The following is a 22,832-nucleotide window of genomic DNA, read 5'->3' on the forward strand; positions in this document are numbered from 1 at the left end:
GTGACTCCTAAGTTGGGCTAACGCTCGATTAGCTAAAAACAGGTACGCCAATCAGCACTGCGTGCAAGTAAAAGGCAAACACCACATACGCTACCAAGCCTACGAGTACGGTAGCAATGGTGGCCATTTTATTAGTGCTAACGGGCGCAGGCGGTATCAGACGGTCGCGCTTTTTGGCGGTTTTAAATGCCAGGATAGCCCAGATAAGAAAGGCCGCAAAAAAGATAATCTCGCCCAAGCGTCCGTTGGCCAGCAGGTGAGCAAACGCCCAGATTTTGACTGCCAGCATCATTGGATGGCCAAGCTTGGCCTTAATCGCGTTATGCGGAATGTAGGCCGCCACCAGCATAATAAAGGCGGGCACCATCAGCAGCGCCACCGCATGGCGCATTCCCATTGGCGGGTACCAGATATAGATAGGATCGAGGCGCATCTGGCCAAAACCGTATATAGCAATGGCCAGGCCAACGATGGATACCGCCGAATAGGCGACTTTCCAAGTGGTTTCGCCGTGTTTTGCAATCTGCTGCTGACGCCAGTTTTCAGCAAGGATGCGTACAGAGTGGCTGCCTAAAAAAATCAGCAGCCCGAAAATCATAATCGTCATGGAACAACTCCCAGTGAAAACGCTAGTCGACGGCTTTATGCCTTATAGTCTTGGTCGCTGGAGAGGATGCCACACTCAGTCGCTGACCACCTATGCATACGTCAACTTTTCGTTTCCTGATGAGTCGTTCCCTGGTGCGGCTAAAACCCGTTCTTAAAAACCCGACCTTAAAACCAATGCTTGCGCTTAAATAGCCAAATCATGACACCCGCAATACCCAACATGGCTCCCCAGACAAAAAAGTAGCCGTACTGATAACGCAGCTCGGGCATATTTTCGAAGTTCATGCCGTAAATCCCGGCGATAAACGTTAGAGGAACAAAGATCGCGGTAATCACCGTGAGGACGCGCATGGTGATATTTAGCTGGTGAGACGAAATAGAAATATAGCCATCGATTAAGTCACCGCAAATGTCATAGTACATTTGGGTCAAGGTGTAGAGACGTTCAAAGCGATCCGCTACATCGTTGATCGCGTGGAGGGTTTCACTCTCTTCCCGCGGCAAATGCTCATAGTCATAAGCGATGAGTTCTTGGGTGATCCCCTGGTGGTAACTAAAAATGCGGCGCATTTTTACCAGCCGGGAACGGTAAGTGATAATCTTGCGCATTAACACATCATTACCATTTTCCAGCAGTTCGTCTTCAAGATCACTTAACGCCGTTTCGAACTCAAGCAGGCTATCGATATAAAAGCCTGCTGAAATATACATCACCCTCAGCGCGACGTGCTCTGGCGAGTGAGCCAGCAAAGCTTTACCGTGCTCGTTGAATAGCCGTTCAATTGAGAGCGCTTGGCCAGGGTGAAGCGTCACTAAAAAACGTTCGCCGACAAAAAAGCAGACCTGCTGAGGCAAATAATTGAGTTCAGCATCAAAGGATGAGATACCGCGATAAATAATCAGCGTGTGGTTGTCAAACTCTTCGATTTTCGGCGGGTGACGCTCTTTGTGGGCATCTTGAATCGCCATCGGGTGAAACTCAAACGCCTCTAAAATCGCCCGCTCGCTTTGTTGGGACTCCCCCTGCATGTCGATCCAGATATGGCTGTCAGGCGTAGTCTGCCAGATGGCTAACAAGCGTTCATCCCCCTCGTGAGTTTCACCCTCTGGGGTAGTCATAATAGTTCGAATCATGGTCGTCCTTGAATGTTAACCGGTCTTAACAAGCACTATCCAAAGGCTGGGCGATACGTACTTGGGCTTTTCCAGAACGTTTAGCTTCATACATAGCCACATCGGCGCGCTTTAACAGTTCATTGGAGGTCTCGGCACTGGCTGGTAAATATAAGGCAACCCCAATACTAACGCTGACATGTAACGCGGCATTACCAGAGACCAGCGGCTCTTGCACCACCTGAACTAGTTTATTGGCCAGCGGCTCGATTGTCGTGGGCTCACTGCCCTCCAATAGCAAGACAAACTCGTCCCCGGCCCAGCGCGCGATATAGTCGGTTTCGCGTACCGTTGTCGCCAATCTTTTAGCAATCACACGCAACAGTTCATCGCCCATGGCATGCCCATGGGTATCGTTAATTGCCTTGAAACCATCCAGATCCATAAACAGAACGGCTAGGGGTTGTTGGGAGCGTCGAGTACGGGCCATGGCTTCAGGTAAGCGCTCATCCAAGGCTCTTCGGTTAGGTAGTTTGGTAAGCGCATCTTCACGAGCCTGCTGATCACGCAGTCGCTCAAGCTGCTGACGTTCGGTAATATCGTGGATAAAAAGGCTTCGCCGCTCGCGGCCATCAATCATTAGCGTCTTAATACGAACTTCAACAGGCAGCTCAGTACCATCCTGGCGCCGTGCCGTAGAGGTGATAGCAGCACGGTTATTACTGGGGGGCAGCCCGGCAGGAAAAATCAGCTGCGTTATCGTCCTTGCCAGTGTTTCTTTGCGTGGCCAACCAAACATCACTTCTGCTGCGCGGTTCCAGTCCAAAATAACGTCGTCGGCATCAATGCTAATATAGGCGTCATAAGCTGACTCAATAACCAAATTGAGTTCATTGGTACGCCGCTCAATTTGGCGTTCCATACTTTGATGTAGCTCATTCAGCGCCTGCTGAAATGCCTGGGCGTTTTTCTTCTCCAGCACCAGCCGCTCTCGCAAATGAACTTCCTCTGTCGCTATTGCCGCTAAGTCCTGCAGAGCCGCTAGCTCATCCTCGCTAACGACGCGTGGTTTGGTGTCGAGCGCGCAGAGTGACCCTAGTGCCAAGCCTTGCATAGACCGTAATGGAATCCCCACATAAAAACGAATGCCTTCGGGGCCAGTCACCAGCGGGTTTTGAGCAAAACGGGGATCTTGACTGGCATCTTCAACAATAAATGGCTCTGGGCACATGATGGTATAAGCACAGAAAGCCACATCGCGAGATGTTTCCTGGGGCTCAACGCCAATGCTTGACTTAAACCACTGCCGTTTAGCATCAACCAGCGTCACCGTCGAGATAGGCACACTTAGCAATTTGGTCACCAATCTGGTGACCCGGTCAAAAGCAGGCTCATCGGGGGTATCTAGAAGTTCAAGCTCATAAAGGGCTGCTAAACGAGCATCTTCGTCAGGTGCAATGGGGAAGCTCATTGTCATATCAACCATGAGGTAGCTGTTATTCCAACAGCATAACGCGATCAGCCCTTTACTGCTTAAAAGTCACCTGTTTCTATTTAACCCCGCGAGCAGCACACTCATTAGCGTTGAGGCGACTAATGCGCCGACGAATGGCCCCAAGGTAGGAATACTGCCCGGAAAACTGGCGGCCACCACCCCGGCGACCAAGCTTCCTTGGCTTAACCACCCAGGGAGAATGGCGCCCAGCAACCCCGCGAGGCCGCCCGCAATGGCCGCAAGCGGCGTCATTCGTTGCCACAAGCCTAGCAGTACAGGCACCACAATGGCGGCACACAGCAGGTCGGCAATCAAAAATAGCCGGAGTACCGACAGCCCCTGTAAGGCAATCAATACCACCGGAATCATCACCACCACCGTTACCCAGCGGGCAGCCACCAGTGAAACGCCCTTGTGCTCGCTGCGCGCGACCACCAGCGAGGCAATACCGTTTTGCAGCGTATCAACGCTGGAGGCGACTAAAGTCACCGCTAATACCAAGGCGGGTAGCGTCAGCCAAACAGGAGCATCGCTTAGCAGGGCAAAAAATGGCATCGGCGGCTCCCCCAGAGAGACACCGCTCATCGCGGCCAACACCCCCAAACCGCCAATCACCATAACGACGACGACCGTCATCGCACCACCTAACCATGCCCCGCGGCCTAAACTTTGATCGTCTTGAGCGGCCCAAACGCGCTGCCAATAGCCTTGGTGGAAAAGGTTCGCAGCGGTTACCGCTATCACCAGCGTTAACGCTACGCTGAGCGCATTGGTGATGGGAATGGCCGGAAGCGCAGCTCCACCGGGAATAGTGGGAAGCCGCCATAGCGCCATGCCACCGACCACACACAGCAGTACCAGCAACAGCCACGCCTGCCAACGGTCAGTGGCAAGGCTGGCACGCAGGCCTCCCGCTGCGGTATAAACCAGCGTAGTAAGCGCCACACCAATAATCACCAGTGCAGGTGGCACATCGGAAAGTAAGGCAGTGATTGCCCCAATGGCGGTTAGCTCGGCGGCTAAAAAGCAGGCCATATAGGCTATAGATACCAGCGTTACCCAGCGCCTTACACCAGGGCCATAGCACGCTTCAGCAAACTCGGCGATGCTGCGCCCCTCAGGCAGCGCCCGGCGAATCTTCGGCCCATACAGCCCTAAAACGATAAACGGCAGCGCAGAGCCTAATGCATAGCCTGCCAGGGCCAGCGGGCCAACAAAGGCGCCGATTTCAGGAGGAGCAAAGAGAATCCATGCGCCCATTCCGGAGGCAAGGAAGGAGAGCCCCAGGGTAGACGCCGTTTGCGAGTTACGGGCGGTGACATAGTCATCAAGTGGGCCATTCACCCAGCGAGCCCGGAGGCCTAAATAAGCAAAGCAGCACAGCGCCGCGCCAAGCACGGCTAACGTTAGGTAAAGCATGTCGCGCTTCCTCCGCCGGTACGAACCGGATCAGGTTCCAGGGTCTGCGCAGCGCGCATCTCAGCCCTTTTGAGCAGGGCTCCCCTGGCGACAGTGAATGTAGGTGTTTTTTTCTAAGCGCTTTTTCTAAGTACGTTTTTTTCAGTACTTATCCAAGTGCCATCTCAAGAACTATTCTCAATCAAAAGCACAGCTTAGTAAAGTTGAGGTAGAACGGTGGCCTCTTAGCGGGGCACTCGCCCCATCAGGTAAAACTCCTCGTTGGGCGGCGTGCCCGCCAGGGTGACCAACCGATTCGACAGGCCAAAAAACGCCGCGATGGCGCCTATGTCCCAGCAATCCTCTTGGCTAAAGCCAACTTCCAGCAAGCGGGAGAGCCATTCATCGGTCATTTCACCCACATCGATAGCGCAGTGCATAGCAAAATCAAGCATTACCCGGTGGCGCTCGCTAATTGGCGCCACCCGATGGTTGATCGCCACCTGGTCAGCGAGTAGCGGGTTTTTACTGTATATGCGCACCAGGGCACCGTGAGCGACTACACAATATAAGCAGCGATTACGCGCACTGGTAGCGACCACAATCATCTCTTTTTCGGCTTTGGTGAGCGTGTCCGACTCGCGTTCCATGAGCGCATCGTGATAGGCAAAAAAAGCACGAAATTCAGCAGGGCGATGGGCTAACATCAGAAAGACATTGGGCACAAACCCCGCTTTCTCCTGAACCGCTAAAATGGTACTGCGAATATCTTCCGGCAGATCATCCAGTGTTTCAGGCACGTTAAAACGACTTAATGATGCAGACATACTCACCTCTTTATTGTTAAATTTAAATATCTGGTAAAAACGGTTTAGCTGATGTTAACAAAAAGCTAAATTAAGACGCTTTTAATCAGCCGCCCTGCTCGCCATACTGATGCATCGATCTGTGATAAAAAACCGCGCGTTACTCTTAATAAACAGTTCGTTCAAAGGGACACTGCCATGAACCAAAACGAAGCCAAGGAACATACCCCTGGTCGGCTGCACGAGCTGTTTGCTGACCCCTATCGAGCGTTCGAAAATGATACCGATGAGCGTCAGCTGCACATTCGTATCATGCTGCATATGTTGCTTGCCCGCCCAATGAAACGGGGTCAAATGACACTCCGTGTTATCCATGGCTGGGAAAACGGCGGCTTTGAGCCAGAAGACCTACAGCATGTCGACTACTCCCTCGGCGGAGTGCCTGACTTCAAGCGCGCGGTACAGGATTTTGAACACGCCTCAAAGCACAACACGCCGCTCCCTGCTGACAAAAACGCCATTCTTGCCGCCCCACTTGACGATGCGATTGCAGATGCTGAAGCCGAGGGTCAAGACTTAACCACCGACATTCGCGATACCCCAGCGAGATGGCCAGCATTTGAAGGCGGTTTAGCCCTATATACGCTGTTTAAGATGTACCATCGACTGATTTATGGCGAAGATGACACCTACCGCTGCACGCAGTGCATGACACCGCTGGGGATGCGTGAAATACACGAATTTCACCTTGAAGAGGGTGAGTTCGCTCTACTGGTTCCATCCGCTGACAACTTCATGCTTGAGGAGTCGCTTTTAGTGTTGCATGAAAGCCAGCTCGGCCCCATCGAGCAGTTGCTCGAAGAAAGCCTGCCTTTATTCGATAATTTTTAAGCCAGAACAGCCAGTACACTTCCGTCAATTGGCCCTGTTTTTTATACAGGGCCAATTTTCGTTAATACAGGAAGCGTTCTTTAGCCCAGTGAAATTGTGCTATTGATACCGCTGGAAACATTTTCTGGTTCAAACCAACGCGCTGTCACGGTTTTGGTTTGTGTCCAGAACGCAATCGCTTGCTTACCGTTAGGCCCTAAATCGCCCAGCTTTGAAGCCCTTGATCCGGTAAAACTGAAGTAAGCGACCGGCACTGGAATTGGCACGTTAATACCAATTTGTCCAACGTCGATATCGGTTTCAAACCGGCGCGCTACCCAGCCTGAGTTAGTAAAGATGGAGGTACCGTTGCCGTTGGGATTGGCATTGATAAAGGCAATCGCCTCATCCAGGGTTTCAACACTGACCACACACAGCACGGGGCCAAAAATCTCTTCCCGGTAAATCGTCATATCGGCGGTTACATCGGCAAACAGGGTCGGCCCCACGAAGTTACCGTTGGGGTAACCCTCTACCTCGACCTTGCGACCATCGACCATCAGTTTGGCGCCCTCTTTCTCCCCTGCATCGATTAACCGCAGTACACGATCACGGGCAGCGGGAGACACCAGCGGTCCCAAATCCGCATCGAGCTGGGTGCCTGGGCCTACTTTCATTGCTCGCGCCGCATCGACAATATCGCTTAACCACTCGCGCGCCTCGCCGACCAGTACCACCACCGAGTTTGCCATGCAGCGTTGGCCCGCAGCGCCAAAGGCTGAGCCCAGCAGGTTATTGATCGCCTGACTACGGTTAGCATCTGGCATCACCACACAGTGATTCTTGGCGCCCATCATCGCCTGCATACGTTTGCCCGCTGCTGCTGCCCGGTTATACAGCAGTGACCCTACGTGGGTGGAGCCGATGAACGAGAGCGCTTTGATATCCTGGTGATCAGCAATTTGGTTGGCGACGTCCGGGCCACCGTGCACCACGTTGAGTACGCCCGCAGGCACACCTGCTTCGTGGGCTAGCTCCACTAAGCGCATGGTGGAACTGGGATCTTGCTCGGAGGGCTTAAGAACAAAGGTATTACCGGTGGCAATCGCCAGCGGGAACATAAAACAGGGCAACATAATCGGGAAGTTAAAGGCAGTAATCCCCGCCCCCACACCCAGCGGTTGGTGCATGGTGTAAACATCTACCTCGTTGGCAGCGTTTTCGGCTAATTCACCCAACTGCAGCGAGGTAATCGAGCAAGCGTGCTCTACCACTTCCAGACCACGACCCACTTCGCCTTCCGCATCGGGCAGGGTTTTACCATGCTCCTCGGTGATAAGTGCCGCCAGTTCAGCGGTATTGTCGCGAATCAGCGCCTGCAGCTTGAGCATAATGCGCATGCGCTTACCCAGCGGAACTTTACGCCACTCCTTGAACGCCTCTTTAGAGCTGCTGATGGCACGCTCCACTTCGTCAGCGGTACAGAACGGCACACGAGCCACCACCTCTTGCGTCGCGGGGTTGACCACGTCGCGCCATTCCTGGCTTTGCGACTTCACGGGCTGACCATCGATATACATGGGAATTTCGCGAACGGACATAGCGTTGCTCCTATTTATGGTTGTGGTTGTTATGGGTGCGAGTGTTAAAAAAGCTGTTTTTAAAATTCATCGCGGTAAGACAAGTACACAGGGTATAGCAGCAAGTTGACGTTAACGTCAACTAAGTATCTCGTGAGTAAACAAAATCTATAGCAAGACGTCAATTAGCCTTTCCATTGTAGCGTCGCGCTGGCTATGCTTCGGCTAATCAGTGTGCCGCAGACTTGCGGATCGCCCGCGGCGAAAGCTCGTGTTTAAACACAGGGAATTATCTATGCAGACCTTTAGCTGCCGCTGCGGTAATCCGCTGTTCTACGAAAACACCCACTGCCTTGCCTGCCAGTCACAAGTAGGCTGGTGCCCTGCTTGCAGCAATATCGTAGCCATTGAGCCCATGGATAACGGTGGCTATCGCTGTACCCACCCAGGTTGCGATACGGCGCTACTGAAGTGCCACAACTACGCCGTTGAAAATGTGTGCAACCGTCTGGTGGTGATGGAGCACGGCCAAGCAGACACGCTCTGCGACTGCTGTCGTTACAACGAAGTAATACCCGACCTCAATATTGCCGGCCATCGCGAACGCTGGGCGGCGCTAGAGGCTGCGAAACGGCGTCTTTTTCATACTCTGGATCTACTTAAACTTCCCCACGGCACTAAAGAGGATGGTATTAGTGTGCCGTTAAGCTTCTCATTTATGGCCGATGCGTTGCCCGACCAGGGCTTATGGCGCTCCACAGCCAAGCAAGAGAAGGTGTATACCGGCCATGCATCGGGCCATATCACCATCAACGTCAAAGAAGCCGACGACGTTGAACGCGAGCGCTTGCGGGTCGATATGAATGAATCCCATCGCACGCTGATTGGTCACTTCCGCCACGAGATCGGCCACTACTACTGGGATGTATTGGTTAAGGATCGCGATGAAGAGAATTGCCGTGCGGTATTTGGCAACCACCACCGGCCAACCTATGCTGAAGCGTTAGAGCGCTACTACCAACAGGGGGCGCCCAGCGACTGGCCTAATCGCTTCATCTCCGCTTACGCCACCATGCACCCCTGGGAAGATTTTGCCGAAACATTTGCCTACTACTTGGATATGGTCGCCGTGCTGGATACCGCACTGCACATGGGCATTACCCACCTTGAGTACGACGGCAGCCTGGAGAGTATGCTGATTGCGTTTCATCAGGTAGGGATGGCAGTGAATGAGCTCAACCGGGATATGGGCCTGCTCGACTTGGCCCCAGGAGTGCTTGCCCCAGCGGTGCGCGAGAAGCTGGCATACCTGCATCAAATCGTGCAGGCCGCCAGCCCGCTAGGGCACGACTCTCCCGCCGGTTAGTCGTTATCGTTATCCCCCGCGTGGTTTTGACTCTGGCTCTGACTCTGGGTTTGAGTTATGCGAGGTACGCTGTCGTCATTCACAAAATAGGTAGCGCTAAGCGTATCGTGGATAGCGGCAAAGCCAATCTGCAGTTCGTCGATAAACAAGTGCAGCTTGCTGGGTGAGTGGGCCAGCGCTTGAATATCGGCATCTACCACATCGGCGCGCACCAGCGAAACGGTTGCCGCAGGACGATCCTGGCGTGGCAGTAGCGCCAGCTCATGGCCCAGGGTTTCAAGACTACAAGCAATCGAGCGCGGCAGGTTAGGGTCCTGCAGCAAAAAGCGCAATACATCGGGGCCACGCACGCGCAAGCGCACCTGCTGGCGGTACATTTGGTAAGCGGTGAGCGACTTGAGCACGCTCATCCACTGCAGGTTCTCAAACGGCAGCAGTTCTTCAGGGTTTTGCGGCAGCAGACTGGCGGAGCGCACATCCACAATACGGGTGGTCATATCGGCCCGCTCTAACTGGCGCCCCAGCTCAATAAAGGTGCGCGCAGGGCCATGGCTTAACGTGCCTTCAATCAGGCCCGTCAGCGTCTGGCAGCCACGAATAACGCTTTTAAGAAAGCTATCGCGACGGCGTGGACTAACACCGTTTTCGGCATGATCGGCGACGCTCAGATAGAGCTGGTTAACCTCTTCCCAAATCTCCCGGGGCACCACATCCCGGGTGGTTCTGAGGTTCTCACGGGCACTGGCAAGCGCGGAGATAATCGAAATATCATTGTCGGTATCGGCGCATAAAAAGTGCACGACATTGCGTTCATCAAAGTCGGTATGGCGTGCGGTAAAGGCTTCCAGACTGCCGGTCATTTCGATAAGCGGTGCCCAACCAAGCGGTAAGCGACCCGGCAAATCGAGCATAAGGTGGCTATTGACGCTCAGTAAGCGCGCTGTATCTTCCGCTCGTTCGATATAGCGCGCCATCCAGTAGAGGTTCTCTGCAACGCGTGACAGCATGGCATTAGGCTCCTTTCACCGCGGCCGCTGCCGCCTTATCGTCGGTTTCTACAATCCAGGTATCTTTACTGCCGCCACCTTGTGAAGAGTTCACCACTAGCGACCCTTCAACCAATGCCACTCGTGTTAAGCCCCCGGTGGTGACATGAATTTCAGGACCCGAGAGTATGAAAGGGCGTAAATCCACGTGGCGTGGCTGCGCCAAGCCATTCGCCAGCGTCGGCGTGGTCGACAGCGCCAGGGTCGGCTGCGCCATATAGTTGCGCGGATTCGCCTCTATCAAGCGGGCAAACTCTTCGCGGGTCTCTTTGGTTGAACGTGGGCCAATCAGCATGCCGTAGCCCCCTGACTCATTGGCCGGTTTCACTACCAGTTCATCCAGGTGGTCGAGTACATAGCGGCGGTCATCCTCGAACATACACAGGTAGCTGGGCACGTTGGGGATCAGCGGCTCTTGGTCGAGGTAGTAGCGAATCAACGCGGGAACGAAGGCGTAAACGACCTTGTCATCCGCCACACCGGCACCCGGCGCATTGGCGAGTGCTACTTTCCCTGCCCGCCAGGCACGCATTAGGCCCGCCACCCCCAGCATGGATTCTGGGTTAAATGCTTCCGGGTCGAGAAACTCATCGTCTACACGGCGGTAAATAACATCGACCCGGCGTAGCCCTTCCACGGTGCGCATGTACACCACATCATCGTCATCAACGAGTAGATCACTTCCCTGCACCAGCTCGACACCCATTTGTTGGGCAAGATAGGCGTGCTCAAAGTAGGCAGAGTTGTAGATCCCAGGGGTTAGTACTACTACCTGGGGGTCATCCCCGGGCCTTGGCGACATCGCCGCCAGCATGTCGTATAGCTGCGCTACATAGTCATCAACAGGCAAAATTTTGCCTGAGGCAAACAGCTCCGGCAGCACCCGCTTGGTGACATTGCGGTTTTCCAGCATGTAGGAGACGCCGGAAGGAATGCGTAAGTTATCCTCCAGCACGTAGAGCGTCCCATCGCCATCGCGTACGAGGTCGGAGCCACACACATGGGCCCATACGCCGTGAGGGGGATTAATGCCGACACACTGGGGGCGGAAATTAACCGACTGTGCCAGCACCTCGGCAGGCAACACTTTGTCCTTAATGACCTTTTGATCGTGGTAGAGATCATCGATAAATAGATTCAGTGCCTGCACGCGCTGTTTAAGGCCCGCCTCGGTTTTGCGCCACTCACTGGCGGGAATAATCCGCGGCACAATATCAAAGGGCCAGGCGCGATCAATCATCGCGCCTTCAGAATAGACGGTGAAGGTAATCCCCATGGTACGGATCGCGATCTCCGCCGCTGTTTTCCGCTCAGCTAACTCCTCGGCGCTGAACCTTGCCAACATGTTGCACAACTCACCCGCAGAGTCACGTGGCTGTCCGGGTGCGGCCATCAGCTCATCGTAGTAATCACGACACGCATAGTTATTCCAATTCACTTGGCTCATGGGCGCTCTCCTGGCGCTGGGGATGTAAGCGGCAACTTGCTTAATGCTCAGTGTAGGCCTGCCGCGTGCAAAACAATCAAACAATTGAGAGCAAAATGCGTACCATCTTTTGCGATATTTCAACGCTCGCTTACTTAAACGCTACGTGACAGGGAGCAAGAGCAACTTAAAGCGCCTTTACGCCCTATCTTGGTGCGCACAAGTGGCATCAAGTTGGTGCATAACGCGATTTCCACTTTAGTTAAACGTCTTAGTTAAGATAGCGGCTGCAAAATAGTAAAAGTGGAACGATACTTGCGAAACGTTCGGTTATTCCTTAACCCAACCGACCAGCCGATTAATAGCGGCTCTTTTGAGGGTGGCCCATGACCATTCGCGTTGCCTTGTATCATCGTACGACTTACCACTTTGACCGTCCGGTGCGTCTTTCGCCCCACGTTATTCGGCTGCGTCCGGCACCCCATTGCCGCACTCATATCGAAGCGTACTCGCTCAAACTCTCCGGCGATGACCACTTTTTAAACTGGCAACAGGATCCGTTTGGCAACTTCAATGCCCGCGTGGTGTTCCCTGAACCCCGCAAAGAGCTAACCATTGCCGTCGAGCTAATCGCCCCGATGACGGTGATTAACCCGTTCGATTTCTTCTTGGACGATATTGCGCAAACGATCCCCTTTGCTTACCCAGAAGCGCTGCGCCAAGAACTAAGCCCCTATCTTGAAATCACCGAGTCAGGGCCGCGGCTGTTGGAGTGGCTCAAAGCCGTTCCCCGCGAACCAACTACCACCGTCGACTTCCTGGTCGCGCTTAATCAACGTCTACAGGACGATATTGGTTACCTGGTACGCCTGGAGCCCGGTGTTCAGAGCTGCGAAGAGACACTGACACTCGCCAGCGGCTCCTGCCGCGACAGCGCCTGGCTGCTGGTGCAGATTTTCCGCCATCTGGGCCTCGCTGCACGCTTTGTGTCCGGCTACCTCATTCAGCTCAAACCCGATGTTAAAGCGCTGGACGGCCCCAGCGGCAGCGAGGTGGACTTCACCGACCTGCACGCCTGGACCGAAGTCTTCCTGCCCGGCGCTGGCTGGGTAGGTCTCGACCCCACCTCGGGCCTGTTCGCTGGCGAAGGACACATTCCCCTCGCCGCCACTCCGACGACCGGTAGCGCCGCGGCCATCACCGGATTTTCGGATAAGTGTGAAGTCACCTTTGATGTCACCATGGAGGTCGAGCGCATCCATGAAGATCCGCGGGTCACCAAGCCCTATAGCGATGAACAGTGGCAGCGCATCTGCGCCTTGGGAGACCAAGTGGACGCCGAACTCTTGCAGCAGGACGTACGCCTCACCATGGGGGGCGAACCCACCTTCGTATCCGTCGACGATATGGAGAGCCCACAGTGGAACACCGAAGCGCTAGGCGAGCACAAGCGCGAACGCGCCGAGGCACTACTAACCCGGCTGCAGGCCGCCTATGCGCCCGGCAGCGCCATTCAGCAACAGCAGGGCAAGTGGTACCCCGGTGAACCGCTGCCCCGCTGGGCGCTAGCCTGCTACTGGCGTAAAGATGGCGTGCCGCTATGGCGAGATCCCCAGTGGCTGGCCTGTATGGAAGGCGCCCCCAAGGTAGACGTTGATAATGCGATGGCGCATCGCTTCACCAAGGCCCTTAGCGAACGCTTGGGGGTGGCGGAACGCTACTGGATTCCGGCGTTTGAGGATGCCTACTACTACCTCTGGAAAGAGCAGTCGCTGCCCGTCAATGTGGATCCGCGGGAAGCCAATCTCAAAGATGACGCCGAACGCCACCGTTTAGCTCGTTTGTTAGAGCAAGGCTTGGACGAAGTGGTGGGCTACGCCCTGCCGCTGCGCCACTCGATCAGCCAAGCTCACCGCTGGGAGAGCGGCCGCTGGCCGCTCAAGCGCGACCACTTATTCCTGGTGCCCGGTGACTCGCCCATGGGCCTACGCTTACCGCTTTCAGCGCTGCCCTGGGCCGACCCAGAGGAGCAGCCACAGCCTGAATCGCTGTTCGCCCCCCGGCCTGAACTGGGCGATATTCACGGCGAAGTCGCCCGCCGCAACGCCGAACAGCTGCATATCAGCGATGCCGAACGCCTGGGTCGCTCAAGCCACCCTAGCCCATCGCATCCGGAAGGCGAAGCCGTTCAACAGCAGCCACGGGCAAACATCGACCGGGAAAGTAGCGTCATTCACACCAGTCTATGTGTGGAACCGCGGGATGGCCGCCTGCATATTTTCCTGCCGCCGCTGACCAGCTTAGAGCACTACCTTGACCTACTGAGTACCGTTGAGGAGTGCGCCAAGGAACTCGCTTGCCCGGTCATGGTAGAGGGTTACTCACCGCCGAGAGACCCGCGCCTGGAAAACTTTATGATCACCCCTGACCCCGGCGTGATCGAAGTCAATATTATGCCCGCGGCCAGTTGGCAAACCCTGGTAGCACAAACCGAACGGCTATATGAAGAAGCGCGAAAAACCCGCCTGGGCACTGAGAAATTTATGCTGGATGGGCGCCATACCGGCACCGGCGGTGGTAACCATGTCACCCTGGGCGGGTTGACGCCTGACGACTCACCGTTTTTGCGTCGTCCGGATCTGCTGGCCAGTTTAGTCACCTACTGGCAGCACCACCCGAGTCTCTCTTACCTGTTTTCGGGTCTGTTTATTGGCCCCACCAGCCAAGCCCCGCGGGTGGATGAAGCTCGCCATGAAGCCCTCTATGAGCTGGAAATCGCCCTTCAACAAATGCCCGAAGGGGAAGTGGTACAGCCCTGGCTGGTCGATCGCTTATTGCGCCACCTGCTCACCGACTTAACCGGCAATACTCACCGCGCCGAGTTCTGTATCGACAAGCTCTATTCGCCGGATAGCGACAGCGGTCGCCTTGGCTTACTGGAACTCCGCGGCTTTGAGATGCCGCCCCACGCCCGTATGGGGCTGATGCAGATGCTGCTGATCCGCGCACTGGTAGCCCGCTGCTGGAAAACGCCCTACCGGGCCAAACCGGTGCGTTGGGGCAGCGCGTTACAGGATCGCTGGATGCTGCCCCACTATCTGTGGAGTGACCTTGACGACGTGCTGAGTGACTTGCGCCACCACGGCTTCGATTTTGACCTGGAGTGGTTCGCCCCCTTTCTGGAGTTCCGCTTCCCGCTACACGGTCGCTTGCACACCCCCATGCTGGATATCGAGCTGCGCCAAGCCATCGAACCCTGGCATGTATTGGGCGAAGAAGCCTCCGCTGGCGGCACTGCACGCTACGTCGACTCCTCAGTGGAACGCCTGGAAGTCAAAGTCAGCGGTATGAGCGGTGACCGCTATGTGGTGACCTGCAACGGCCGCCGGGTGCCCCTTTCAGCTACCGGCAGAAACGGCGAAGCGGTGGCCGGGGTGCGTTACCGCGCCTGGCAGCCGCCCTCGGCGCTGCATCCGCAAATTCCCATTCACGCGCCGCTGGTGTTTGATGTCATCGACACCTGGAACCAGCGCTCAGTGGCGGGCTGCACTTACTACGTGGTGCACCCCACAGGGCGTAATTTCGATACCTTCCCGGTCAATGCGTTTGAAGCCGAAGCGCGAAGACTGGGGCGTTTTAGTGACAGCGGTCATCGCCATGGCCATCAGGTTCCCAAGCTGGAAACCCCAAGCCTGGAACTGCCGCAGACCCTCGACCTGCGTTGGACGCCTAGCTAACATTTTTAACTAAGGAGCCTCTGATTAACGTCATGAGCGCAGGCCAGACAAGGCGAAATTAGTCGAAAAAGCGGAGTTTACATGGGTAAATGAGCATTTTGAGTCTAATTTCAACGCAGTATGGGCAAGCGCAATAGTGAATCAGAGGTTTCCTAAGCTAATGCTTTTCTCTTAGCGCCCAGTACAGGATAATCCGCCACCTACTTCTCAGGATTACAAGGATAATGACGGCCCCTGTCTCTCCCTCACTTCTCGCGCCCGTGGCTAACGGGCTCGTTGAGGATTACTTACACCAGCTAGGCAAGGGACAGCCCGGCACGTTTGACGCCATGCTCGATGGCCAGGGGCAGTTACGCCCTGGCTGGCAAAACTTACTCGGCTCATTAGAAGGCCTGGGCCCGACGGGGCGTCACCAGCAGCATGACGAGATTCAGCGCCTATTAGCTGAAAACGGCGTAATTTTTAATATGCATGATGAAACCCAGGGGCGTTCGTGGCGGCTCGACCCGCTACCCTGGGTGATTGATGAAGCACAGTGGCATGCATTAGAAGCAGGGCTAATCCAGCGCAGCCGTCTGCTGAGCGCCCTCTACGACGATATCTATGGGCCCAAAACGCTCTTTGAGGCGGGGCTGCTACCCACCCAGGAACTGCTTGCCTCAGCGCATTTAATACTGCCCTGCCACCAGTCGCTGCCCAATGACCGCGCGCCGATTGTTTTTCACGGCGTGGATGTGATTCAGGATACTCAGGGCCAGTGGCGGGTGATGGCAGACCGACTACAGGCGCCATCCGGTACTGGCCTTGCGCTTGAAAATCGCATACTGATGGCGCGCGCCCTGCCGGATATGTACCGCAATGCGCCATTAAAGCGGTTAGCGGGTTTTCTTGACCTACACCACCGCACGCTGATCGCCATGGCCTATCAGCATCGTGATAACCCCACGCTTATCTTATTAACACCGGGGCCGGGTAGTCCCCGCTATTTTGAGCACGCATATCTAGCCAACTACCTTAATATTGCGCTGGTTGAAGGCCAGGATTTGGTCGTTCGTGATACCCAGGTGTGGCTACGCACCCTGGGCGGTTTGCAGCCAGTCGATGTGATACTGCGCCACTGCGACGACGCTTACTGCGACCCGTTGGAACTACGCGGCGATTCGCAGTTGGGCGTACCTGGGCTTCTACAGGCCATGCGCGCAGGCGGCGTGGCGCTATCTAACGCGTTGGGGGTGGGCATTTTGGAAGCTCCGGTGTTAGCGGACTACTTACCGATGCTGTGCGAGCATCTGCTGGGTGAGACCCTGCTACTGCCCAACGCCGATATCACGACGAAACCAGCCACTGCGCCGGTTTTTGATAGCCACCTGCAGCGTCTGGAGCCCACCACGCTCAATCTTCGCTGCTTTGTGACACGCACACCCAATGCCACTACAAAAAGCAGCACTGCCGCTAAAAATAGTGCGGCAGGCGAGTACCAAGTAATGCCCGGAGGTTTAGCCTGGGTTGGTGAGCCTGGCTTGCCATCCCTAAGCAGCACCATCGTTAAGGATGTTTGGGTTACGGCGACCTCTCCACAGCCCCACGTTAGCCAGCTCCGCCAGGCCCGCGGCCCGGTGGTGGCCACACGCGACGGCACTGACCTACCCAGTCGAGTAGCCGAAAGCCTATTCTGGTTAGGCCGTTACGGGGAGCGATTAGACACCCGTGCGCGACTGCTGCGTGAAGCGCTGCTCAGGCTGATGGAGTATGAACAGGATGAGATCGCCGATCAACTGCTTGATGAACTCCTGTTAGCACTGGATATCACCACACTAAACGAAGAGGACGAACAAAGGCTACAGGCACCGCTGATTGGCTTTGATCTAAAACGCACCGCGCTGCTGGCCCAATTTGATGATGTAGATCCCCAGGCATTGCAGCCACTTTTTGCACAGTTGATGCGCAATGCACGCAGCGTGCGCGACCATTTAGGCGACGACTCCTGGAGAGTGGTGCACCAACTGCGCCAGCGCATGGCCACCTTTAACCCCAGCTTAGGGGCCAGCGCGGCGAGGCGCGCCTGCGAAGGGCTTTCTGCACAGCTTGCCGCCTTCTTCGGGCTGTGTAACGAAACCATGCCGCATCACTACGGCTGGCGATTTATGGATATCGGCCGCTTCCTGGATCGCGTGCTGGGACTGCTGTCGCTGCTCAAGCTTACTCTCAATGCGCCGCATTCGCCGGGGCTAGCATTGTGGGAAGTCGTGCTCGCCACCACCGATAACTTTACCGCTTATCGCCGCCGTTACCGCAGCGAGCTTCACCCTGCGGCGATTCTGGATCTACTGCTTTTTGATGAAACCAATCCCCGCTCGGTGGGCTATATGCTCAAACGCATTGAGCGTCAGATGGATCGCCTGCCCGGCACCTCATCGCCCTACCGTAACGCTGAGCGACGGCTGTTAATTCAGGCCAATGCCGCGCTGCACCTGGCCGACATCGATCGCTTAAGCCACTTGGCCGATACGCCAGAGGCGCAAGATGCCCTAGAGCAACTGCTGGATGCGTTGATTGAACCCTTAAACGCGCTTTCTGAAGCCATTAGCCAGAGCCATTTCAGCCACGTGGAGCGGCCGCGCCAGTTAGTCAGCATGGGGGCCGATGCATGAACTACACGCTGCGCCATACCACCCGCTACCACTACAGCGCCCCGGTCACACTGTGCCATAGTGAAGCGCGAGTGCTGCCCCGCAGAACGCCGCACCAGCAGTGTGGTGCCTCGGAACTGCAGATAAGCCCCGCGCCGCAGGTGCAGATGGAGCGCCGCGATGTATTCGGTAATCGAGTGCTCTATTTCGCCATGGAGGATGTCCATCAAACGCTAGATGTCACTGTAGTCACGCCACTGAGCACGCAACCCTTAGCGACGCTACCAACCAGCTCAACTACGTGGGAACAGGTTGCTCAGCAGCTTAGCCAGAACAACAGCTTTGACATTCAACTTTACCGCCTCGACTCGCCGTTTATTCGCCGTAATGACGAGCTAGCCAACTTTGCCCACAGCTGCTTTACCCCAGGCAGACCGATAGTTGAGGCGGCTTTAGCGCTTAATGAACTGATTTACAAAACCTTTGAGTATGACCCCAGCTTTACCACGCTAGCGACACCGCTAAGCGAGGTACTCGCCAACCGGCGCGGCGTCTGTCAGGATTTTGCTCACTTGGCGATTGGGGCGTTGCGCTCAGTAGGCCTCGCCGCACGCTATGTCAGCGGCTATTTAGAAACTCAGCCGCCGCCTGGGCAGGCACGACTTATAGGCGCAGATGCTTCCCATGCGTGGCTGGCTACCTGGATTCCCGAATGGGGTTGGCTAGCCCTCGACCCCACCAACGGCACCGTGGCTGGCGAGCAGCATCCGGTGTTGGCCTGGGGGCGGGATTACGCCGATGTCGCCCCGCTCAAAGGCGTTATGAACGGGGGCGGCGAGCACCGTCTGGAAGTCGAAGTCGATGTAATGCCATTAGCAGGTTGATACCTGCACACTGACCACTAGGCCGACTCATAGGCGGCCTTGAGACGATAAAACTCTTCTACAATAGCGGCCATTTCATCGGCGTCATAGTCGCAAAGGCCGCTCACGACCAGCTTTTTAGAGCCCACTCCAACGGCCTCCCCGGCTGACTCAATCGAGAACTCCAGCAGCGCATCGGCACGCTTACCGTGCACCTCTAGCGAAGAGTGGTTCAGCGTTAAGCCAGGCGAAAAGCCATCCAGACGCTCGAGTGAAAATCCCATACTATCGTAGATCACCAGTGGGCGTTTGGGGTTAAACATGACCCCATGCTCTTCCATCAGCGGTTTGAGATAGTGTGGAAAATTTTTGCCTGAAAATGCGACATAGCAACGCGCAAAGGCTTCCACCACGTCGGGATCGTGGGTAATGTCGCCACTACGCACTACCTGTAAATAACATTTACCGCTCTCATCGCTAACGTGAAGAGTGCCGTCGTCTGCTTCACTAAACTTCAGCGGCGTGTCAGCGCCCACCATGTTGGTGAAACGAAATTCCATTTGCCGCGACAACCCAAACTTTGTGAGTATCAGTACAAACAGTAGATCACCGGGCACACAAAAACGGCGTGCATCCGGGTTATGAATAGGGTTGTAGTCACCCGCCACGCCTTTGGCGAAGCGACTGGCCTGCTCTGCAGAGATCACTACATACTCTCCGCGCTGCGTGTAAAAATCCTTGAACATGGCGTTTGTTGCCTGCCTAGCGTTGAAATCGAAAACCCGTCACTGCCCAACGCCGCGCATAATGCCATAAAACACGCCCCAACAGGAGTTATCTGCTAGGGAAGCTACTATGCCAGACGCGAACACTCGTAAAAATCACCTACCTCGCCTGCTGCTGAGGGTATTGATTGGCCTACTGTTTATCATCCTGGTTTGGGTGGCGGGCAGCTATTGGCTGCTTAATAGCCAGTGGCTGCCCGCGCGCATTTCACAATTTGAGGGCATCGATATTCGCTGGGAGCAAGGTATTAGCCGACACCCAGGCCGCTGGGAAGTAGAGGGGCTGTATCTAGCTCGTGAAGATGAGGCGCTGCCGATTTCGATTGAGGCTGAACGCGCCACCCTTTCGCTCTCTCTACTGGCCCTGTTGCGCGGCGAGCTGCATATCGATGCACTCGATGCTGTGGGTATTCGCCGCCTGACCGTTGGTGACATCGCACTTGAAGCTGACGGCGAGCTACAAGTCGCAGAGACCACCTTAAGTCGCGACACACTCGCGATCCCTCATGTTTCCCTCGCTATCACTAATGGTCGTTTAGTTCGCCTAAGCGATCAAGCAACCCTGGTGCGCGCTATCAATCTTAACGCTGATGCGTCGCTCAAAACGATAACTCCTGTCAATGTTAACAGCGGCGAGTTGAACCCCGACCTACTGGCAGCGCTCTCCGCACAGCTTCAGTTGGATGCCCAGGCGGATGCCTGGGATGTCTTTATGCCCTACCTGGACGCCTTGCCCTGGCTAACCCTGGAGGGGCGCGGGGCACTGACGGGAGAACTGGAGCTAATCGCTGGCAAGTTACGACCCGGTAGCGAACTTATGTTGGACGCACCCGTGCTGCGCTTAACCGTGGATGAGCAGCGCTTACGTGCGCCAACTGACTCGCCTCGCTGGATACTGCCGGATGCCCCTCCGCCTCGCCATACGGCTACGGGTGAGGGCCAAGTGCGCTTGGCGGTTGAGAACGATCAACTACATTTTTCAACGCAGCTAGCCGATGTTGAGCTAGCCGACACGTCTCCTTACGCAGAGCACGGCGAGCTACGCCTTGCTACCCAAATTCCCAATAAGCGCCTGGATCTACTCGACCTTCCCACCTCAGCAACACTCGCCTTGCAAGGCGATATCACCCGAATGGATATGCTGGATCGATATATTTCACCAGGTGTAGAAGGACAAAATTATGCAGGAGAAGGTACTGAAGGAGAGGCTACTGAAGCACAGATAGCTGCAGGAGAGAGCTCTGAACCAAAAGGCATTCACCTTTCCGGCCATGGCCAAATTGAGGCCGCGGCGAGTATTCGCCAATCGCGCCTTTATGACGCCCAACTGAGTGTTAAAGCGCCGACACTGGCAGCAGATACACGTGGATTCATTGCCCAAGGTAGCGGCTCACTAGATGCCCAGCTAACGCCACAAGAAGTTATTGAAGCAACGCTTAACTTTACCGACGCCACGTTGCACCACCAAGAGCGTCTATTGCTCGATGAAGCCGACATCAACATCGTGGCATCGAGCCCTCAAGACCCACAAACAGCCCGCGAAGAGGCATCCGCAACATTAAGCTGGCGATCGGCACGCCTGCCCAATATCGACGTTTTGCAACCCTATTTAGACGCCATTTTACCTACCCCGGCGCCACTACAACTGCTTGGCGGGCAAGCCGCCAGCCACGGCCAGCTCACCATGGCGTCGGAGCAGCTCAGCGGAGAGGTGCATTTAGCCGGCAGCGGACTGACCACTCGCTGGCAGCGCGGCGAACAAGTCGGCACGTTAACCAGCGATATGCAGCTTTTCCTCCCCATTCAACAGGCGGAGATGGATGGCTCAGCGCTGAATATCAGCGGCACCCGGTTGAGCTGGCAAGTAGCCGATGCTGACCTGCCTAGCGAGCGCTTAGAGAGCATATTAGTGCTCGATAACGGTCGTTTTCAACGCCAAGCGAACGTGCCAAGCGGTCAGTTTTCACTGGAAGGAAGCGTGCAGCGGCTAGGCTTTTTAAATGCTTTTCTACCGGATGCACATGGCTTGGCCATCGCGGGCGAAGGCCAACTCTTCGCTCAGGGCGCCTTTCGCGATAACCGCTTGCTGGCACCCACACGGCTGCGGGTCAACGCCGACCAGCTAGAAGTCTCGTTTTTAGACTATCTCGCCACTGGGCGTGGTGAGCTTACCGCCCAATTGGATAGTACCGAGCAGGCCCAGCTCTCGCTTGGCATCCCCCGCTTTGCTTTGAGTCACCAAGGTGATGATAGCCCGCACCTGGAAGGTCGCCACTTTGCTCTCACCACGCAAACCGAGCGCTTCAGCGATGTGCTTGAATCTCCCCAGCCGGAGCACTTTATCACCCGCATCGCGCTGCCAATTACTGAGGTGCCCGATTTCACCCGCTACAACCGCTACCTGCCCGAAGGCGCGGGTATTAGGTTGCTGGACGGGCAAGCAAGCCTGGAAAGCGAGTGGCTGCTGGAAGGTTTAAACGCCCAGGGCGAAATCACCCTGCGTGCCTTTGGCGCAGAGTTAGCGTTGCTGGATCAGCGGCTACGCGGCGACTTGCACCTCTATCTAGAGCTAACCGAGGGAGACCTGGAAACACGTCGCTTCACCGCCAATAATTCTGTATTACGCCTGGAGAATGTTAATCGCCAGAGTGAAAACGGTTCACCGGATGCCGGTTGGTGGGTAACGCTTTCCATGTTGGATGCGCAGCTGGCGTGGCAAGACCCTATCCGTCTAGCCAGCCAGCTACGCTTTGAGATGCGCGATACTGGCTTACTTGCCCGGCTATTTTTAGCCCGTGCAAGGGACAGCGACTGGCTCGGGCGACTGCTGAATGTTCACGATATAGAAGGCACCGCGCAGCTAGAAATCAGCGGCGAGCAGATCAGCCTTAGGGACTTGGCGCTCACCGGTGGCCCGCTGCTGCTGCTTTCTGATGTCACTCTGGCCAACCGCAGCGCAAACGGCGCGCTTTATGCCAGCCTTGGCGTGTTTGGATTAGGGGTTGAACTGGAGGACAGCGAACCAACCTTGCGCGTTATTCAACCACGCCGCTGGTTTGACCGCTGGCGGGAGGCGAACCGCTCCCTAAGCCCTAATCGGTAGTCTCT

General features: G+C 55.6%; 15 protein-coding genes and 1 riboswitch. Of the genes, 6 read left to right on the plus strand and 9 right to left on the minus strand.

The genetic code is table 11. From position 1 onward, the window contains the following. Window positions 1–28: 28 nt before the first annotated feature. The 5 genes from KF947_RS04545 to KF947_RS04565 form a co-directional block, all read right to left on the minus strand. Window positions 29–607 (minus strand): NnrU family protein, encoded by a 579-nt coding sequence (locus KF947_RS04545; RefSeq protein WP_227405564.1) that lies wholly within the window; start codon window positions 605–607, stop codon window positions 29–31. A gap of 167 nt (window positions 608–774) precedes the next feature. Next, the gene (gene corA, locus KF947_RS04550; RefSeq protein ID WP_227405565.1) at window positions 775–1,743 is read right to left on the minus strand and encodes a magnesium/cobalt transporter CorA; all 969 of its coding nucleotides are present in this window, start codon (window positions 1,741–1,743) and stop codon (window positions 775–777) included. A 25-nt stretch (window positions 1,744–1,768) separates the two neighbouring features. Then, entirely contained in the window at window positions 1,769–3,208 is a 1,440-nt protein-coding gene (locus KF947_RS04555) for a diguanylate cyclase domain-containing protein (RefSeq protein WP_227405566.1), read from the minus strand. Window positions 3,209–3,262: 54 nt separating this feature from the next. Next, entirely contained in the window at window positions 3,263–4,636 is a 1,374-nt protein-coding gene (locus tag KF947_RS04560; RefSeq protein ID WP_227405567.1) for a sodium:solute symporter, read from the minus strand. Continuing rightward, a riboswitch (TPP riboswitch) is annotated at window positions 4,626–4,732 on the minus strand. It overlaps the preceding gene by 11 nt. 128 nt (window positions 4,733–4,860) lie before the next feature. Further along, window positions 4,861–5,442 carry a peroxidase-related enzyme gene (locus KF947_RS04565; RefSeq protein WP_227405568.1) on the minus strand — a complete coding sequence of 194 codons (582 nt, stop codon included), beginning with the start codon at window positions 5,440–5,442 and terminating at the stop codon, window positions 4,861–4,863. 177 nt (window positions 5,443–5,619) lie between these two features. On the opposite strand from KF947_RS04565, the gene KF947_RS04570 reads away from it, so the two are divergent. After that, window positions 5,620–6,312 carry a hypothetical protein gene (locus KF947_RS04570; RefSeq protein WP_227405569.1) on the plus strand — a complete coding sequence of 231 codons (693 nt, stop codon included), beginning with the start codon at window positions 5,620–5,622 and terminating at the stop codon, window positions 6,310–6,312. A gap of 80 nt (window positions 6,313–6,392) precedes the next feature. On the opposite strand, the gene KF947_RS04575 is transcribed toward KF947_RS04570, so the two are convergent. Continuing rightward, window positions 6,393–7,892 carry a CoA-acylating methylmalonate-semialdehyde dehydrogenase gene (locus KF947_RS04575; RefSeq protein WP_133730056.1) on the minus strand — a complete coding sequence of 500 codons (1,500 nt, stop codon included), beginning with the start codon at window positions 7,890–7,892 and terminating at the stop codon, window positions 6,393–6,395. A gap of 274 nt (window positions 7,893–8,166) precedes the next feature. On the opposite strand from KF947_RS04575, the gene KF947_RS04580 reads away from it, so the two are divergent. Next, window positions 8,167–9,237: a putative zinc-binding metallopeptidase gene (locus KF947_RS04580; RefSeq protein WP_227405570.1), complete on the plus strand. Its 1,071-nt coding sequence runs from the start codon at window positions 8,167–8,169 to the stop codon at window positions 9,235–9,237. Here the strand turns inward: KF947_RS04580 and KF947_RS04585 are convergent. Both KF947_RS04585 and KF947_RS04590 read right to left on the minus strand, forming a co-directional pair. Further along, window positions 9,234–10,244 carry an alpha-E domain-containing protein gene (locus KF947_RS04585; RefSeq protein WP_227405571.1) on the minus strand — a complete coding sequence of 337 codons (1,011 nt, stop codon included), beginning with the start codon at window positions 10,242–10,244 and terminating at the stop codon, window positions 9,234–9,236. The two genes, KF947_RS04580 and KF947_RS04585, sit on opposite strands and share 4 nt — an antisense overlap. Before the next feature lie 4 nt (window positions 10,245–10,248). Next, window positions 10,249–11,730 (minus strand): circularly permuted type 2 ATP-grasp protein, encoded by a 1,482-nt coding sequence (locus KF947_RS04590; RefSeq protein ID WP_227405572.1) that lies wholly within the window; start codon window positions 11,728–11,730, stop codon window positions 10,249–10,251. Between the two features lie 365 nt (window positions 11,731–12,095). Between KF947_RS04590 and KF947_RS04595 the strand changes: the two genes are divergently transcribed. The 3 genes from KF947_RS04595 (at window position 12,096) to KF947_RS04605 (ending at window position 18,960) form a co-directional block, all read left to right on the plus strand. Continuing rightward, the gene (locus tag KF947_RS04595; protein WP_227405573.1) at window positions 12,096–15,446 is read left to right on the plus strand and encodes a DUF2126 domain-containing protein; all 3,351 of its coding nucleotides are present in this window, start codon (window positions 12,096–12,098) and stop codon (window positions 15,444–15,446) included. Window positions 15,447–15,670: 224 nt separating this feature from the next. Then, window positions 15,671–18,097: a circularly permuted type 2 ATP-grasp protein gene (locus tag KF947_RS04600; protein ID WP_227405574.1), complete on the plus strand. Its 2,427-nt coding sequence runs from the start codon at window positions 15,671–15,673 to the stop codon at window positions 18,095–18,097. Then, entirely contained in the window at window positions 18,094–18,960 is an 867-nt protein-coding gene (locus KF947_RS04605) for a transglutaminase family protein (RefSeq protein ID WP_227405575.1), read from the plus strand. The genes KF947_RS04600 and KF947_RS04605 overlap by 4 nt, the downstream gene beginning before the upstream one ends. Before the next feature lie 17 nt (window positions 18,961–18,977). Here the strand turns inward: KF947_RS04605 and KF947_RS04610 are convergent, their stop codons facing one another. After that, window positions 18,978–19,685, minus strand: a complete 708-nt coding sequence (locus KF947_RS04610; RefSeq protein WP_133730049.1) for a DUF3581 family protein — start codon at window positions 19,683–19,685, stop codon at window positions 18,978–18,980. 109 nt (window positions 19,686–19,794) lie between these two features. On the opposite strand from KF947_RS04610, the gene KF947_RS04615 reads away from it, so the two are divergent. Next, window positions 19,795–22,827 carry a hypothetical protein gene (locus tag KF947_RS04615; RefSeq protein WP_227405576.1) on the plus strand — a complete coding sequence of 1,011 codons (3,033 nt, stop codon included), beginning with the start codon at window positions 19,795–19,797 and terminating at the stop codon, window positions 22,825–22,827. Window positions 22,828–22,832 lie beyond the last annotated feature (5 nt).

Source organism: Halomonas sp. FeN2, assembly GCF_020595105.1.
GTDB lineage: Bacteria > Pseudomonadota > Gammaproteobacteria > Pseudomonadales > Halomonadaceae > Vreelandella > Vreelandella neptunia.